The sequence below is a fragment of the Brevundimonas sp. MYb52 genome (assembly GCF_002979535.1).
Classification (GTDB): Bacteria; Pseudomonadota; Alphaproteobacteria; order Caulobacterales; family Caulobacteraceae; genus Brevundimonas.
The window spans coordinates 635,552-651,287 of record NZ_PCPB01000001.1 but is presented as its reverse complement, the minus strand read 5'-3'; the positions used below and the strand labels follow the sequence as shown (position 1 = coordinate 651,287).

13 protein-coding genes and 1 riboswitch are annotated in these 15,736 nt (G+C 67.2%); of the genes, 4 read left to right on the top strand and 9 right to left on the bottom strand.

Annotated elements, in window-relative coordinates:
• Window positions 1-2: 2 nt before the first annotated feature.
• Window positions 3-1,961, bottom strand: coding sequence for a TonB-dependent siderophore receptor (locus tag CQ039_RS03185; protein WP_105564681.1), 1,959 nt, complete (start codon window positions 1,959-1,961; stop codon window positions 3-5).
• Between the two features lie 131 nt (window positions 1,962-2,092).
• Window positions 2,093-2,302: riboswitch (cobalamin riboswitch) on the bottom strand.
• 37 nt (window positions 2,303-2,339) lie between these two features.
• Between CQ039_RS03185 and cobU the strand changes: the two genes are divergently transcribed.
• The 4 genes from cobU (at window position 2,340) to CQ039_RS03165 (ending at window position 8,559) form a co-directional block, all read left to right on the top strand.
• On the top strand, window positions 2,340-2,861 hold the full coding sequence (cobU, locus tag CQ039_RS03180; protein WP_105564682.1) for a bifunctional adenosylcobinamide kinase/adenosylcobinamide-phosphate guanylyltransferase: 522 nt from the start codon (window positions 2,340-2,342) through the stop codon (window positions 2,859-2,861).
• A 136-nt stretch (window positions 2,862-2,997) separates the two neighbouring features.
• The gene (locus tag CQ039_RS03175; RefSeq protein ID WP_233190319.1) at window positions 2,998-3,723 is read left to right on the top strand and encodes an ImuA family protein; all 726 of its coding nucleotides are present in this window, start codon (window positions 2,998-3,000) and stop codon (window positions 3,721-3,723) included.
• The gene (locus tag CQ039_RS03170; RefSeq protein WP_233191902.1) at window positions 3,620-5,173 is read left to right on the top strand and encodes a DNA polymerase Y family protein; all 1,554 of its coding nucleotides are present in this window, start codon (window positions 3,620-3,622) and stop codon (window positions 5,171-5,173) included. The genes CQ039_RS03175 and CQ039_RS03170 overlap by 104 nt, the downstream gene beginning before the upstream one ends.
• The gene (locus tag CQ039_RS03165; protein ID WP_105564528.1) at window positions 5,170-8,559 is read left to right on the top strand and encodes an error-prone DNA polymerase; all 3,390 of its coding nucleotides are present in this window, start codon (window positions 5,170-5,172) and stop codon (window positions 8,557-8,559) included. The genes CQ039_RS03170 and CQ039_RS03165 overlap by 4 nt, the downstream gene beginning before the upstream one ends.
• A 5-nt stretch (window positions 8,560-8,564) precedes the next feature.
• Here the strand turns inward: CQ039_RS03165 and gcvA are convergent, their stop codons facing one another.
• The 8 genes from gcvA to CQ039_RS03125 all read right to left on the bottom strand — a co-directional run bounded on the left by gcvA (window position 8,565) and on the right by CQ039_RS03125 (window position 15,734).
• On the bottom strand, window positions 8,565-9,515 hold the full coding sequence (gcvA, locus tag CQ039_RS03160; RefSeq protein ID WP_105564527.1) for a transcriptional regulator GcvA: 951 nt from the start codon (window positions 9,513-9,515) through the stop codon (window positions 8,565-8,567).
• A complete protein-coding gene (locus CQ039_RS03155; RefSeq protein ID WP_105564526.1) occupies window positions 9,512-10,516 on the bottom strand; it encodes a cysteine synthase A in 1,005 nt (334 codons plus the stop codon). Before CQ039_RS03155 ends, gcvA begins: the two co-directional genes overlap by 4 nt.
• Before the next feature lie 68 nt (window positions 10,517-10,584).
• Window positions 10,585-11,991 carry a dihydrolipoyl dehydrogenase gene (lpdA, locus tag CQ039_RS03150; RefSeq protein ID WP_105564525.1) on the bottom strand — a complete coding sequence of 469 codons (1,407 nt, stop codon included), beginning with the start codon at window positions 11,989-11,991 and terminating at the stop codon, window positions 10,585-10,587.
• Between the two features lie 2 nt (window positions 11,992-11,993).
• The gene (locus tag CQ039_RS03145; protein WP_105564524.1) at window positions 11,994-12,473 is read right to left on the bottom strand and encodes a glutathione peroxidase; all 480 of its coding nucleotides are present in this window, start codon (window positions 12,471-12,473) and stop codon (window positions 11,994-11,996) included.
• Between the two features lie 15 nt (window positions 12,474-12,488).
• Window positions 12,489-13,781: a pyruvate dehydrogenase complex dihydrolipoamide acetyltransferase gene (locus CQ039_RS03140; RefSeq protein ID WP_105564523.1), complete on the bottom strand. Its 1,293-nt coding sequence runs from the start codon at window positions 13,779-13,781 to the stop codon at window positions 12,489-12,491.
• Window positions 13,778-14,086, bottom strand: a complete 309-nt coding sequence (locus CQ039_RS03135) for a DUF5076 domain-containing protein (RefSeq protein WP_105564522.1) — start codon at window positions 14,084-14,086, stop codon at window positions 13,778-13,780. Before CQ039_RS03135 ends, CQ039_RS03140 begins: the two co-directional genes overlap by 4 nt.
• Window positions 14,086-14,403, bottom strand: coding sequence for a DUF5076 domain-containing protein (locus CQ039_RS03130; RefSeq protein ID WP_105564521.1), 318 nt, complete (start codon window positions 14,401-14,403; stop codon window positions 14,086-14,088). Before CQ039_RS03130 ends, CQ039_RS03135 begins: the two co-directional genes overlap by 1 nt.
• Window positions 14,400-15,734, bottom strand: a complete 1,335-nt coding sequence (locus CQ039_RS03125) for a pyruvate dehydrogenase complex E1 component subunit beta (RefSeq protein WP_105564520.1) — start codon at window positions 15,732-15,734, stop codon at window positions 14,400-14,402. The genes CQ039_RS03130 and CQ039_RS03125 overlap by 4 nt, the downstream gene beginning before the upstream one ends.
• Window positions 15,735-15,736 lie beyond the last annotated feature (2 nt).

Sequence of the window (15,736 nt, the reverse complement as noted above, 5' to 3'; positions counted from 1 at the left end):
GATCAGAACCTGATGCGAACGCCGCCGAACACGCCACGACCAGCCGTGCCGTAGTTCAGGACCGTCTGATACTGCTCGTCGAACGCGTTTTCGACCCGACCATAGACTTCCAGGTTGTCGTTGATCGGATAGGAGGCGCGAATATCGACCAGGGTGTATTCGCCGACGACAACGGTATTGGCGTCGTTATTGAACGTCTCGCCCACGTAACGCACCGCCACGCTCGTCTTCAGGCCAAAGGCGAAGGCGTAGTCAGCGGCCAGGTTGGCCATGTGCTCGGGACGGCGCGTCAGACGCTTGCCGTCCGTGGCGCCCGAGGCGCTCTTGGCGTCGGTCCAGGTGTAGTTGGCGCTGAGGTTCAGGCGCTCCGTCACGTCCACGCGGCCGATCAGTTCGACGCCCTGGGCCTCAGTCTTCTGGACGTTGCGGTAATAGCCCCAGCGGCCCGCGCCGTTGACGGTGCACAGCGGGTCCGTCGAGGGCGTCGAGCAGCCGTTGTAGCGGATCTCATTGTCCGCCTGACGATTGAAGTAGGTCGCCGAGACCACGGCGCGGTCGAACAGGCGCTGCTCGACGCCGACTTCCCAGCTGTCGAACTCTTCTGGCTGCAGCGTCAGATTGCCGTACTCGCTGTACAGCTCATACAGGCCCGGCGCGCGGAAGCCCTGGCCCCAACTGGCGCGCACCACCGTATCGCCCTCGTTCAGGGCCCAGGCCGCCGCGACCTGGCCCAGCAGGTTGTCGCCATACTGGGCGTGGTCGTCATAGCGCAGGCCGCCGGTCAGGGTCAGGCCATCCAGCACCGTCCACTGCACCTGGCCATAGGCGCTGTTCAGCTCGGCCTCGCCGCGACCGAAGGCCGGGTTCGGGTTCCAATCGCCGGGCGAGCGGGTCTTCATCTCCGACTTCTCGTGCTCCAGGCCAAAGGTCGCGTTCAGCGCCTCGGTGACGGCGAAGGCGCCCTGATATTCCCAGCGACGGTTCTGGCCCTCAGCGTCGAAGGTCAGGGTCTGGACCTTGTTGTCCGGGTTGAAGTTGCGGCGATCGGTGTCGGTGTGGGCGTAGCCGATGCGGTTGCGGAACCGGCCGTCCAGCAGGTCGAAGTTCAGGCCGGCGTAGGCGACCAACTCCTGGGTCTTGCCGTATTCGCGGCTGTCGCCGTTGAAAGCGTCGAAATCATTGCGACCGCTGGACCAGACCGAGCGCAGATCCAGAGAAACAGCGTCCGTCACCTTGACGTTCAGGCGACCCGACAGGCCGGTGTTGGTGTAGCCGTCGTCCTCGGTCCCCTTGGCAAAGGCCGAGAAGCCGTCGGTGTCATAGCGGCTGGCCGCCAGGCGCCAGCTCAGACGCTCATTGGCGCCACCGACGCCGCCGCGGAAATAGGTCGTGCCGCGCGCGCCCGCCTCGGCGTCGAGGCTGCCTTGCAGAGCTTCGGTCGGCTCGGCGGTGACGATGTTGACCACGCCGCCAATGGCCTGGCTGCCCCACAGGGTCGACTGGGCGCCGCGCAGCACCTCGATGCGCGCCGTGTCGCCGATCAGCAGATTGCCGAAGTTGAAGCCGCCCTGCGTCGAGGACGGGTCGTTCAGCTTGACCCCGTCGATCAGGACGACGGTGTGCTGGCTCTCGGCGCCGCGGATGTTGACGCCCGTCGAGGTGCCGACGCCGCCGTTGCGAGTGAAGCTGACGCCCGGCGTCTGGGCCAGCAGCTCGACCACGGCCGGGGTCTGGCGCGCCTCGATGGCGGCCTGGGTCAGGACGGTGACCGAGGCACCGACGCGCTCGATCGGCTGGGCCGAGCGGTTGGCGGTGACGACCACGTCCTCGACGGCGGTGGCGCCGGCGCGGCCCGCCACGTCAGGAGCGGCGGCCTGTTGATCGACGGTTTCGGCAGCGAAGGCGGGCGCGGCGGCCAGAAGGCTGGCGGCGGCCAGGGTAGCGAATGCGGTCCGGTTCATTCCGGGTCTCCATATGACGACGCCGCGCCGGACCAGCCTTCGCCCGGATGAGCGAAAGCGGCCGCTGACGCGGCTGGTTTACGACTGTCGTCACACGAGTTGCCTCGACCGCTCGGCACATCCCGACCGCGCGGAGAACGACGGCGACAGGCAGGTCTCCTGGCTCGCGGATCAAGGCCGGTGCGCGTCGCCTTCCCAGTAGTCGTTCAGGCCGTGGCCTTCCGGACCGCCAGTGGCGTATGACGCGCGGGCTAGCCGCTTACAGTTGCGGGAACAGCCGGAGTTTCACACTCCGTTCCCTTTTGATCCCCTTTCGGGGAACCTGACGCGACCGTGGCAGTAGGACCGCGCGCCCCAGAGGTCAACCGGAGACGTTTCATGAGCCTGACCCTGATCCTCGGCGGCGCCCGCTCGGGCAAGAGCGCCTACGCCCAGAAACAGGCCGAACAGGCGGCGGCGGAAACCGGTCGCTTCCCCCTGATGATCGCCACCGCCGAGGCCTTCGACGACGAAATGCGTGACCGCATCGCCCGCCACCGGGACGAACGCGGCGAGGGTTGGCGCACGTTGGAAGCGCCGCTGCATCTGGCCGCTGCCGTGCGAGGCTTGGGCGCCAAGGATGTCGCGGTGGTTGACTGCCTGACCCTGTGGCTCAGCAATCAGATGCTGGGAGATCACGACCTGCCCGCCGCCGTCGATGATCTGACGGCCGCCCTGGCCGCCTGCCCCGCCAGCCTTTGGGTCGTCAGCAATGAGGTCGGCTGGTCCCTGGTGCCCGACAACGCCCTGGGCCGCCGCTTCCGTGACGAGGCCGGACGGTTGAACCAACGGATCGCCGCCATCGCCGACAGCGCCTGTTTGATCGTCGCCGGGATGAAGCTGGACCTGCACAGAAGCTGAAGGTCCGGGCGAGGATTTTATAAGCGACCGATCCCGCTCCGCTTGACACCCCCCGGGGCCAAGAGCGCATACAGAACAAATGAAGAACATTTGTTCACAACCTGAAGCGTTGACGGCGCTGAAAACTCGGCTGGAGATGCTGGATCGATCCGGCGCCCGTCGCGTCGAGACGGTCGCGCGTGAAGGAGACGACGACATCTTCGCGCCGCTGGCCACAGGGGTTGTGCACGACCTCTACGCCGCCGCCCCCGCCGACGCCGTGGCGGTCAACGCCTTTGGCTTGGGGCTGGCGCTGCAGGCGGCGGCGGGACGACCGATCGTCTGGGGCCTGCATGAGATGATAGGACAGGAAGCCGGGCGACCGCACGGGTCCGGCCTACACGAAATGGGCCTGTCGCCGCGCGACCTGCTGCTGGTGCGGGCGCGCGACGTACAGACCCTGCTGGCCGTGGGCGAAGAAGCCCTGCGCAGTCCTGCCGTCGGCGCCGTGCTGCTGAGCGCCTGGGGCGAGGCCAAGGCCTTTAGCCTGACGGCTAGCCGACGACTGGCTCTGGCGGCCGAGACCGGCGGCGCGACGCTGTTCCTGGCGCGAACGGGCGCCGCCCCCTGCCCCAGCGCAGCCGAGACCCGTTGGTCTATCGATGCCTGCGCCTCCGAACCTCTGGAAGGCGGAGCGCCGGGCCGCCCGTCTTTTTTCGCGACCCTGCTGCGGCGGCGCGGCGGCGGGGCGACCGGAGCCTGGATCATGGAGTGGGATCGTGAACAGCGAACCTTCCGCCCGCCCGCGCCGCTATCTGGCGGTCTGGTTCCCCTGGCTGCCCAGCGACCGGCTGCGGCGTCAGGAGAGAGACGCGCCGCCTGATGGCGCCCCGCCCGTCGTTCTGGTCGAAAAGGTCAAAGGCGCGCTGCGGCTGGCCGCCGTCGATCCCACGGCGGCGCAGGCAGGACTGACATCGGGTCTGACCCTGGCCGACGCGCGGGCGCGGACGCCCGCCCTGCGCACCGTCGCCCACCGCCCTGACGCCGACGACGCCCTGCTGGCGCAGGTTCTGGAGGATTTCGGCCGCTTCACCCCCATGATCGCGCTCGACCCGCCGCACGGCCTGATGCTGGACGTGACCGGCTGCGCCCATCTGTTCGGCGGCGAGGTGGGCCTGATCCAGACCGTCCAGACCCGCGCTGAACGCGCTGGGCTTCAGACCCGCAGCACTCTGGCCGCAACGCCCCAGGTCGCCCGCGCCCTGACCCGCTTCGGTCCCGGCGGCTTGTTCGCACCGGGCCAGGACCGCGCCGCCGCCCGCGCCTTGCCGGTTGCGGCGCTGGAGCTGTCGGACAAGGAGGAGCAGGCCCTGCGTCGGGCCGGTCTGAAACGTCTGGCCGATCTGGACGATCGCCCGCGCGCACCTCTGGCCGCCCGTTTTGGCGCCGACTTTCCCGCGCGGCTGGCGCGGGTTCTCGGCGACGAGGACGTGCGCATCACCCCGCATCGCCCGCCCGCCCCCGTGGTCTTGGACCGCGTCTTCTTCGAGCCCGTCTCGGCGCCCGAGGACATCGAGCGTGTTCTGACCGACCTGCTGATCGAGACCATGGACCGGCTGGATCAGGCCGGTCAGGGCGGCCGCGCCTTTGAGGCCGGATTCTATCGCGTCGATGGCGAGGTGCGTCGCGTCGTCGTCCGCACCGGTCGCCCGACCCGCGACGCGCCCGCTGTCCTGCGGCTGTTCCGCGAGCGGGTGGCGGCCCTGTCTAACCCGCTGGACCCCGGCTTCGGCTTCGACCAGATGCGGATGTCCGTGCCCTGGACCCAGATCCTGTCGCCTACTCAGCAGGGGCTGGAGCGCGAGATGCCTGGCGAAGAGGCCTTCAGCCGTCTGATCGACCGACTGACGGCGCGCCTGGGACCAGAGGCGGTGCTGCGCTTCGAACCCTTCGCCTCGCACATCCCCGAACGCGCCGCGCGACTGGTCCCGGCCTCGATGCGCCCCAACGGCGAAGTCTGGCCCGACCTCGATCCCGACGATCCGCCCTTGCGTCCCCTGCAGATGTTCGACCCGCCTCAGCCGGTCGAGACTCTAGCCGAGGTCCCCGACGGCTATCCCCTGAAGTTCCGCTGGCGCCGCGTCCTGCACGAGGTGACGCGCGCCGAAGGGCCCGAGCGGATCAACGGCGAATGGTGGCGCGCGCCGAACCAGCGCACCCGCGACTACTACCGGGTCGAGGACCGGGACGGCCGTCGCTTCTGGCTGTTCCGCCAGGGCCTCTATGGCGAGACACCCGAGCCGCGCTGGTTCATCCACGGCCTGTTCGCATGAGGAGGCTCGACCCTTGCGGCGCCTACGCCGAACTGGCGACGGCCAGCAACTTCTCCTTCCTGCGCGGTGCCTCGCATCCCAAGGACCTGGTGCTGACCGCAATCCAGCGCGGCCATGCCGGGCTGGGGCTGGCCGATCGCAACACCGTGGCGGGCGTGGTGCGGGCCTGGAGCGCGCTGAAGGAACTGCGGGCCGAGGGTCTGGCCCCGCCGGACAGGGTGCGCGACGGCGGCAGTCCCGGCGAGATCGCCTTCATCGAGGACCCGCTGAACGATCCGGCCCTGTCCGAAGAAGTGAAGCGCCGCGCGGCAGACTTCCGCCTGCTGACCGGGGCGCGGCTGGTCTTCAACGACGGGACGCCGGACATCATCGCCTATCCGGAGACGCGGGCGGGCTGGGGCCGTCTGATGCGCCTGCTGACCCTGGGCAATCGTCGGGCCAGGAAGGGCGAGTGCGAGATCGGCCTGCGCGACCTGCTGGCCGATCCGGAGGACCTGCTGTTGATCCTCATGCCGCCGGACCGACTGACGGGGCTGGAAGAGGTGCTGACCCGCATGAACGCGGCGGCGCCGGGCGCGATCTGGCTGGGCGCCGCCCTGCACAGGCGCGGCGACGACCGGCGTCGGCTGGCCCGGCTCAAGGCCATGGCGGAGCGGATGGAGGTTCCCCTGCTGGCGCTCAACGACGTCCTCTACGCCGCCCCCGAAGACCGCGACCTGCAGGACGTCCTGACCTGCATCCGCGAAGGCGCGACCATCGAAACCGCCGGCCGCCGGCTGGAGGCCAACGCCGAACGCTGGCTGAAGCCCGTGGGCGAAATGGCCCGTCTGTTCAAAGACACGCCGGATGCGGTGGCCGAGACGACCGCCTTCATGTCGCGCGCGACCTTCGATCTGAGCAACTTGAAGTATGAATACCCCGAGGAGCCCGTGCCGCCGGGCGAAACGCCTCAGGGCTGGCTGGAGAAACTGGTGCAAAGCCGCACCCTGGTCCGCTATCCGGACGGCGCGCCGCCCAAGGTCACGGCCCTGCTTGAGAAGGAGCTCGCCTTCATCGCCGAGCGCAGCCTGGCCCCCTATTTTCTGACCATCCACGACATCGTCCGCACGGCCGAGGACAAGGGCATCCTGTGCCAGGGACGCGGGTCGGCGGCCAACTCGGCGGTCTGCTACGTCCTGGGGATCACCAGCGTCGATCCGGCCCGCCACGACCTGTTGTTCGAGCGGTTCCTGTCCTCCAGCCGCGACGAGCCGCCCGACATCGACGTCGACTTCGAGCACGAGCGGCGCGAGGAGATCATCCAGTATGTCTATGACCGCTATGGCCGTCATCGAGCCGGCATCGCCGCCACCGTCATCCGCTATCGTCCCCGCAGCGCCATCCGCGAGGTCGGCAAGGTTCTGGGCCTGACCGAGGACGTTACCGCCCGTCTGGCCTCGACCCAGTGGGGCAGTTGGGGCTCCGAGATCAGCGGACGCCAGATCGAACAGGCGGGTCTGGATGCCGCCAATCCCATGGTCGATCGCGCCGTGCGCATGGCGACGCGCCTGCTCGGCTTTCCCCGCCACCTGTCCCAGCACGTCGGCGGCTTCGTCCTGACCCAGGGGCGGCTGGACGAGACCGTCCCCATCGGCAATGCCGCCATGCCGGACCGCACCTTCATCGAGTGGGACAAGGACGACATCGACGCCCTGGGTCTGATGAAGGTCGACGTCCTAGCCCTCGGCATGCTGACCTGCATCCGAAAGGCCTTCGACCTGATGAAGGCCCATTCGGGCGTCGAGCACGACCTGGCCTCCGTTCCGCCGGAGGAGGCGGAGGTCTACGACATGCTGTGCCGGGGCCAGTCCATCGGCGTCTTCCAGGTCGAGAGCCGCGCCCAGATCAACATGCTGCCGCGGCTGAAACCGCGAGAGTTCTATGATCTGGTGATCCAGGTCGCCATCGTCCGCCCTGGCCCGATCCAGGGCGACATGGTCCATCCCTATCTGCGCCGTCGCAACGGCGTGGAAAAGGTTCACTATCCTCCGCCCGGCCGCCTCTATGGTCCGCCTGACGAGTTGGAGCAGGTGCTGGACCGAACCCTGGGCGTGCCCCTGTTCCAGGAACAGGCCATGAAGGTCGCCATGGTCGCCGCCCGGTTCTCCGACGCCGAGGCCAACGGCCTGCGCAAGGCCATGGGCACGTTTCGCGGCGACGGGACCCTGCACACCTACGAAGACCGCATGGTCGGGCGGATGATCGTGCGCGGCTATGATCCCGATTTCGCGCGGCGCTGCTTCGAGCAAATCAAGGGCTTCGGCTCCTACGGCTTCCCTGAAAGCCACGCCGCCAGCTTCGCCCGACTGGTCTATGTCTCGTCATGGATCAAGCACCGTCACCCGGGGGCTTTCGCCTGCGCCCTGCTCAACAGCCAGCCCATGGGCTTCTACGCCCCCGCCCAGATCGTGCGCGAGGCGCAGGAAGTCGGCGGAGTCGAGGTGCGCCCCATCGACGTCTCGCACAGCGACTGGGACAACAGCCTGGAGGGGCCTGAGGATGCGCCCGTCCTGCGTCTGGGTCTGCGCCAGATCGACGGCTTCAGGGAGGATTGGGCCAGGGCCCTGTCGGCGGCGCGGGCCCTGGCGCTCTTCGCCGATGTCGAAACCCTGGCCCGGCGCGCCAACCTTCCCGCAGCCGCCATGCGCAAGCTGGCCGACGCCGACGCCTTCCGCTCGCTGGGACAGGACCGGCGCGAGGCCCTATGGGCGGTGCGGCGCCTGCCCGACGATGATCCCCTGCCCCTATTCGCCGCCGCTGAGGCGCGCGAACGCGGCGCCCGCGAACTAGGCGCAGAGCCCGACGCCCATCTACCCCTGATGCCGCTGGGCGAACACGTCGCCGCCGACTATCAGACCGCGCGTCTGTCGCTGAAGGCCCACCCGATGAGCATTCTACGCCCCGTCTTCGCCGCCGACCGCGTGCTGACCTGCGCCGAGACCGAGGCCAGACGCGGCGGATCAATGGTGCGGGTCGCGGGCGTGGTCCTGGTGCGTCAGCGGCCGGGCAAGGGCAACGCCGTCTTCGTCACCCTGGAGGACGAGACCGGCATCACCAACATCGTCCTGTGGGCGCGGATGTTGGAGCAGTTCCGCCGCGAGGTCATGAGCGCCCGCCTGATGCAGGTCGAAGGCGTGGTCGAGAAAAGCCCCGAGGGCGTCGTCCACGTCGTCGCCCGCCGCGTCATCGACCGCAGCGCCGAACTGTCCCGCCTGTCAGAGGATCATCAAACCGAAATCGAGTTGGCCCGCGCCGACATCGTCGCCCACCCGCAGCCGCCGCGCTATCCCCAGCACCGGCATCCGCGCGACGTGCGCATCCTGCCGGGATCGCGAGATTTCCACTGACCCGATCAGAGATCGTCCACACGCTGTTCCGCCGCCTGAACCTCTGCCTTCATCCAGCGGACGAAGGCGCGGGCCGGTTCAGAAACGCCGCTGCGACGGGTCAGGACGTGATAGGCCATATCCGTTGAGAAGGCGCCGTCCGCGAACGGCGACACCAACCGTCCGGAGGCCAGATCTTCAGCCACGAAGGCATAGGGCGCGAGGGCTACCCCCTGACCATGTGCAGCCGCCTCAATCGCGAGGGCTGTCTGGTCAAAACGTGGTCCGATCGTGGGGTCGACGCCCTCGACGCCTCGCGCCTTCAACCAGGCGGCCCAGTCCGGGCGCGGTTCTTCCAGTTCGCCAGCGCGCAGATGGATCAGAACGTGCTGGGCCAGATCGGACGGGCGCTTCAGCGCCTTCGGCCCCGTCAGCAAGGCCGGGCTGCACACCGGGGTCACATCGGCCGACAGCAACCGCTCGGACCGCACGCCGGCATAATCGCCCCGGCCATAGCGAACCGCCACATCCACACGTCCGCCGCCGACGTCGGCCAACCGCATGTCCGCCGACATCCAGACCTCGACCTCGGGGTGCGCCGCCGCGAACCGGGCGATGCGGGGCGCCAGCCATTTGGCGGCGAAGGACGGCGGTACGCTGACGGCCAGGGCGTGGCGCCGGTCGGGACGGTACAGCAGGTCCCCTGCCCGTTTCAGATAGTCGAAGCCGTCGTGCAGCAACGGATAGAGTTCGGCGCCGAGGTCGGTCAGGGCGATCTGACGCCCCTCGCGGTGGAACAGGGGCGCGCCCGCGTGTTCCTCCAGAATACGGATCTGCTGGCTGATGGCGCCGGGGGTGACCGACAATTCCTCGGCGGCGCGGGTGATGTTCAGGCGGCGCGCCGCGGCCTCGAACGCCTTCAGCGCGTTCAGCGGCGGAATACGACTTTCAATGGCTGCGTCCTTATTGCGGCTCATCGGTTCAGCCACTCCGGCGTCGGCAGGCCACGCGCGGTCAGGAAGGCGGGGTCATAGACCTTGCTGGAATAGCGCTGGCCGGAGTCGCACAGGACGGTGACAATGGTCTTGCCGGGTCCCAGGTCGCGCGCCATGCGAATGGCGCCGGCGATGTTGACCCCACTGGACGGCCCCAGCGACAGGCCCTCATGCTTCACCAGATCAAACAGGATGGGCAGGAACTCCGCATCCTCGATCCGATAGGGATGATCGACCGCCAGCCCGTCCAGATTGCCGGTGATGCGGTTGACGCCGATCCCCTCGGTGATCGACGAGCCCTCGCCGCTCAGCTTGCCCTCGGTGAACCAACTGTAGAGGGCGGCGCCCGGCACGTCGGCCAGACCAATGGCGATCTCCGGCTTTTGTTCGCGCAGATAGGTGGCGCATCCGGCCAGGGTTCCGCCCGATCCGACGGCGCAGATGAAGCCGTCGATGTTCCCGTCCGTCTGCTTCCAGATTTCAGGCGCGGTGGCTTCGTAGTGGGCCTCACGGTTAGCCAGGTTGTCGAACTGGTCGGCATAGAAGGCGCCGTTCGGCTCGCTCTCGTTCAGTTCCTCGGCCAACCGGCGGGAATAGGCGACGAAGTGATTGGGGCTGGCGAAGGGGGCCGGATCGACCTCGATCAGACGCGCGCCGTGCAGACGAACCGCCCGCTTCTTCTCGTCCGTCTGGCTGCGCGGCATGACGATGACGACCGGATGGCCCAGCGCCGCGCCGACCAGAGCCAGGCCGATGCCGGTATTGCCCGCTGTCCCCTCGACGATGACGCCGCCGGGCTTCAGCGCGCCCGACGCCCGCGCCTTGCGAATAATGCTGAGCGCCGCGCGGTCCTTGATCGAGCCGCCGACATTCATGAACTCGGCCTTGCCGAGGATCTCACAGCCCGTCAGTTCCGACGCGCGTTTCAGGCGCACCAGAGGCGTATTGCCGATCAGGCCGAGAACATCAGGCGCGACGATCATGAAACTTCCGAACCGTGGACTAGGAGGGCGATCCTCTTAGCCACAGTTCAGATTTTCTAACAACCGGATCAGATGTGGATTACGCGGCCATAGGCGTCCAAAGCCGCCTCGTGCATGGCTTCGGACATGGTCGGGTGCGGATAGACGATGCCGTGGATGTCTTCCTCGGTCGCTTCCATGGTGATGGCGGTGACGTAGCCCTGGATCATCTCGGTCACTTCGTGGCCGATCATGTGGGCGCCGATCAGGGCGCCGGTCTTGGCGTCGAAGATGACCTTGACGAAACCGTCGATCTCGCCCGCCGCCACGGCCTTGCCGTTCACGCGGAACGGGAAGCGGCCGATCTTGACCTCGCGCTTGGCCTCGCGCGCGCCCTGTTCGGTGATACCGACCGAGGCGACTTGCGGTTGGGCGTAGGTGCAGCCGGCGATGGGCGAATGGACGTTCGGGGTCTTGTAGGCAGCGATGTGCTCGGCGGCGTGGATGCCTTCGTGCGACGCCTTGTGCGCCAGCCAGGGCGCGCCGGCGCAGTCGCCAATGGCGTACAGGCCTTTGACGTTGGTCTGGCAGTGGCTGTCGGTCTTGATATGGCCGCGGTCCAGTTCGACGCCCAGCGCCTCCAGGCCGATGCCGTCGGTGTTGGCGGTGATGCCGACGGCCGAGATACAGACCTCGGCTTCCAGCGTCTCGGCCTTGCCGTTCACTTCAACAGCGACCTTCACGCCCTTGGAATCCTTGGACACCTTTGTGACCTTGGCGCCGACCTTGAACTTGATGCCGCGCTTCTCGAACGACTTCTGAGCGGCCTTGGAGACCTCTTCATCCTCGACCGGCATGATGCGATCGACCGCTTCAACGACCGTGACCTCGGCCCCCAGGGCGCGATAGAAGCTGGCGAACTCGATGCCGATAGCGCCCGAGCCGATGACGACGAAGGTCTTGGGCAGCTTCTTGGGGGCCAGGGCGTCGCGATAGGCCCAGATCTTGTCGCCGTCAGCTTCCAGACCGATCTGCGGCAGGGCGCGGGCGCGGGCGCCGACGGCCAGCATGACAGTCTTGGCTTCAATCGCGCGCGTGCCGCCAGCCTTCAGGGCGACGACGACCTTGGGCGCCGCGGCGCCCTTCTCGAGCGTGGCCGAGCCCTCGATCACCTCGATCTTGTTCTTCTTCATCAGGAAGCCGATGCCCTTGTTCATCGTCGCCGCCACCCCGCGCGAGCGCTGGATGATGGCGTCGAAGTCAAAGGAGGCGCCCGATGCGGACAGGCCGTATTCCTTGAGGTGCGACAGGCTCTCGAACTTCTCGCCTGACTTCAGCAGGGCCTTGGTCGGGATGCAGCCCCAGTTCAGGCAGATGCCGCCCAGGTTCTCGCGCTCGACGATGGCGACCTTCAGGCCCAGTTGGCTGGCGCGGATCGCCGCGACGTAACCGCCGGGGCCCGAACCGATGACGACGAGATCGAATTCAGCAGCCATGATCAGATCAACTTCTCGATGTCGGCCTTGATGGCCGCGGGTTCAGTCTGGGGCGAATAGCGCGCGACGACGCGGCCTTCGCGGTCGGTCAGGAACTTGGTGAAGTTCCACTTGATGTTCTGGGAGCCGAAGAAGCCGCGCTTTTGCCGGGTCAGCCAGGCATAGAGCGGGTGCCGGTTCGGCCCGTTGACATCCACCTTGTCGAACAGGGGAAAGGTGACGTCGAAGCTGGTGGCGCAGAAGGCGGCGATTTCCGCCGCCCTGCCCGGCTCCTGCTGGCCGAACTGGTTGCAGGGAAAGCCCAGGACCTCGAACGGCGCATCGGCGAAGTCGCGGTGCAGCTTCTCCAGCCCGTCATACTGACCGGTGAAGCCGCACTTGGACGCCGTATTGACGATCAACAGCGCCTGACCGCGAAAGCGGTTCAGCGCCACGTCCGTGCCGTCGATGGCCCGGGCGGAGAAGTCATAGACCGAGGTCATGACCTCTCTCCTCCCTTAAGCCAGCATCGCCACGGGATCTTCGATCAGCGGCTTGAACGCTTGCAGGAAGCGAGCGCCCGTCGCGCCATCGACCACCCGGTGATCGCAGGTCAGGGTCACGGTCATGACGGTGGCCACGGCCAGTTGCCCGTCCTTGACGACAGCCCGTTGCTCGCCGGCGCCCACGCTCATGATGCAGCCCTGCGGCTCATTGATGATCGAGCTGAACGACTTGATGCCGAACATGCCGAGGTTGGACACCGAGAAAGTGCCGCCCTGGAACTCTTCGGGCTTCAGCTTGCGTTCGCGGGCGCGCTTGGCCAGGTCCTTGGACTCGGTCGCGATCTGCGCCAGGCCCTTGGTCTCGGCCTTCTTGATGATCGGGGTGATCAGGCCGCCGTCGATCGCCACCGCCATCGAGACGTCGGCGTTGTGGTGCATGGCGATGCCTTCGGGGGTGTAGGAGGCGTTCGCCTCCGGCACCATCTTCAGCGCCAGAGCCGCGGCCTTGATGACGAAGTCATTGACCGAGACCTTGATGCCCTGCGGCTCCAGCATCTTGTTCACCTTGGCGCGAACAGCCATCAACTGGTCGATCTCGACATCGATGAAGAGCGGGAAGTGCGGGACGTTCTGGATGCTGTCGACCATGCGACGCGCGACGGCCTTCTTCATCCCGTCCAGCGGGATCAGGTCGTAGCTGCCATCCGGGATGCCCATCTGGGCCAGCGACTGGGCCTGACGCGGGGCGATGCCCGAGGTCGCGCCGGCGGTCGCCGTGGAAGCGGCCGGTTGGGCAGCGCCCTTTCCAGCGGTTTGGGGAGCCCCCTCGATATCGCGCTTGACGATACGGCCGTGCGGGCCAGTGCCCTTGATCGATTTCAGATCAACGCCGTTCTGGGCGGCGATGCGACGGGCCAAGGGCGAGGCGAAAATGCGCTCACCGGTGTCCGACTTCGGCGCGGCCGGCGCCGGAGCGACCGGTGCAGCAGCCTTGGGCGTTTCAGCAGGAGCGGCCTCAGCCTTAGGAGCTTCAGCCTTGGCTGCGGGCGCTGGCGCGGCCGCGCCGCCTTCGTCCTTCAGGCGGGCGATCGGGGTGTTGACCTTCACGCCTTCCGTGCCTTCGGCGACCAGGATGTCGGTGACTTCGCCTTCATCGACGGCCTCGACTTCCATCGTGGCCTTGTCAGTCTCGATCTCGGCGATCACGTCGCCGGCGGAGACAACATCCCCGACCTTGACGTGCCACTTGGCCAGAACGCCCTCTTCCATGGTCGGCGACAGGGCCGGCATCAGGATGTCGGTCATTTAGCGGTCTCCGCTTCTGCCGCTTGCGCCACTTGGGCGTGCGATTTGTCCCAGCTGTCGCATATCGCCTTGAACGCCACCGCCCGGTCCAGGCCATGATGCTCGGCATAGGCGTGCGAATAGAGCCAAGCCATCTCAGCAAGCACCACGCCCATATTGCCCGGCTCAGCGAGCGCCGGGCGAAGGTTCATGATCGGACCCGTGCCGTTCCACCAGACCCGAGCCAGTTCAATGACCTGTTCCTCGGGGGCGTCCAGGCCCTCGGGAACCGGCAAGGAACGCTGTTCCAGAGCTGCGGCGTCCATCAGGCGTTCCCCTTGGTTTTGGTCGAAGGCTCGGCCACGGTCTGCACATTGTCCGCCTTCACAACCTCGGAAAGACCCTGAAGGATGCGGTTATAGGCTTCACGCTCATTGTGGCCGTGACGAACGGCATAGCCGTGGGCCATGTGACGCGCGGCATAGGCCAGCAGTTCCCCGAATTTGATCGGGTCGTTGAAGGCAGGCTTCACCGACATGACCGGCTCATCCTTGGACCACCACATCCGCAGGATTTCGATGGCCTGCGGATCGGCCGCGACGCTGTCCGGCGTCGTCAGTTGGAACTCTGGCGCTTCACTCACGCCATCACCTGCTTCACCGCGGCGATGATCTTGTCCACGCCAGGCAGCGACAAGGCTTCCAGGTTGGCCGCGTAGGGCAGCGGCACGTCTTCCTGGTGCACGCGCAGCGGCGGTGCATCCAGATAGTCGAAGGCGTGCTCGATCACGCGGGCCACGACCTCGGCGCCGACGCCCATCGGACCCCAGCCCTCTTCGGCCGAGACCAGACGGCTGGTCTTCTTGACGCTTTCGACGATGGTTTCATGATCCAGCGGGCGCAGCGTCCGCAGATCGACGACCTCGGCCGAGATGCCTTCCTCAGCCAGTTTCTCGGCGGCTTGAAGGGCGAAACCGACCATGCGGCTGTGGGCCGTGATGGTGACATCCGTGCCTTCACGGCGGACCTTGGCCTTGCCGATCGGCAGGACGTAGTCCTCCACGTCCGGCACGTCGAACTCAGTACCGTACAGCATCTCGTGTTCGAGGAAGACGACCGGGTTCGGGTCGCGGATGGCGGCTTTCAGCAGCCCCTTGGCGTCAGCGGCGTCATAGGGCGCGATGACCTTCAGGCCCGGAACCTGGGCGTACCATGCCGAGTAATCCTGGCTGTGCTGGGCGCCGACGCGGCTGGCGGCGCCGTTCGGGCCTCGGAAGACGATGTCCGCGCGGATCTGACCGCCCGACATGTAGAGGGTCTTGGCGGCCGAGTTGATCACGTGGTCGATGGCCTGCATGCCAAAGTTCCACGTCATGAACTCGACGATGGGCTTCAGGCCCGCCATGGCGGCGCCGACGCCGAGACCGGCGAAACCGTGCTCGGTGATCGGGGTGTCGACCACGCGGCGGTCGCCGAACTCCTGCAGCAGGTCGCGGCTGACCTTGTAGGCGCCTTGATACTGAGCGACTTCCTCGCCCATCAGGAAGACGCGGTCATCGCGGCGCATTTCTTCGGCCATGGCGTCGCGCAAGGCGTCGCGAATGGTCGTCTTGACCAGCTTGGCGTCGGCCGGAATTTCCGGATCGCGAAGCTCGACCTTGGGCGCAGCCGAAACGGCGGCCGCAGCCGGGGCGACGGGAGCAGCCTCAGCCTTGGGCGCGGGCGCAGGGGCGCTGTCTTCGCCGGCCAGACGGGCGATCGGCGTATTGACCTTCACGTTCTCGGAGCCTTCCGGCACCAGGATCTCCAGCACCTCGCCTTCATCCACGGCTTCGACTTCCATCGTCGCCTTGTCGGTTTCGATCTCGGCGATCACCTGGCCGGCCGACACGGTGTCGCCTGCCTTGATATGCCACTTGGTCAGCGTGCCCTCTTCCATCGTGGGGGACAGCGCCGGCATCAGAATGTCGGTCACGG

Coding starts and splice junctions, on each gene's coding strand:
- CQ039_RS03185 (WP_105564681.1), bottom strand. CDS start 1,961: ATGAACCGGACCGCATTCGCTACCCTGGCCGCCGCCAGCCTTCTGGCC.
- cobU (WP_105564682.1), top strand. CDS start 2,340: ATGAGCCTGACCCTGATCCTCGGCGGCGCCCGCTCGGGCAAGAGCGCC.
- CQ039_RS03175 (WP_233190319.1), top strand. CDS start 2,998: ATGCTGGATCGATCCGGCGCCCGTCGCGTCGAGACGGTCGCGCGTGAA.
- CQ039_RS03165 (WP_105564528.1), top strand. CDS start 5,170: ATGAGGAGGCTCGACCCTTGCGGCGCCTACGCCGAACTGGCGACGGCC.
- gcvA (WP_105564527.1), bottom strand. CDS start 9,515: ATGAGCCGCAATAAGGACGCAGCCATTGAAAGTCGTATTCCGCCGCTG.
- CQ039_RS03155 (WP_105564526.1), bottom strand. CDS start 10,516: ATGATCGTCGCGCCTGATGTTCTCGGCCTGATCGGCAATACGCCTCTG.
- lpdA (WP_105564525.1), bottom strand. CDS start 11,991: ATGGCTGCTGAATTCGATCTCGTCGTCATCGGTTCGGGCCCCGGCGGT.
- CQ039_RS03145 (WP_105564524.1), bottom strand. CDS start 12,473: ATGACCTCGGTCTATGACTTCTCCGCCCGGGCCATCGACGGCACGGAC.
- CQ039_RS03140 (WP_105564523.1), bottom strand. CDS start 13,781: ATGACCGACATCCTGATGCCGGCCCTGTCGCCGACCATGGAAGAGGGC.
- CQ039_RS03135 (WP_105564522.1), bottom strand. CDS start 14,086: ATGGACGCCGCAGCTCTGGAACAGCGTTCCTTGCCGGTTCCCGAGGGC.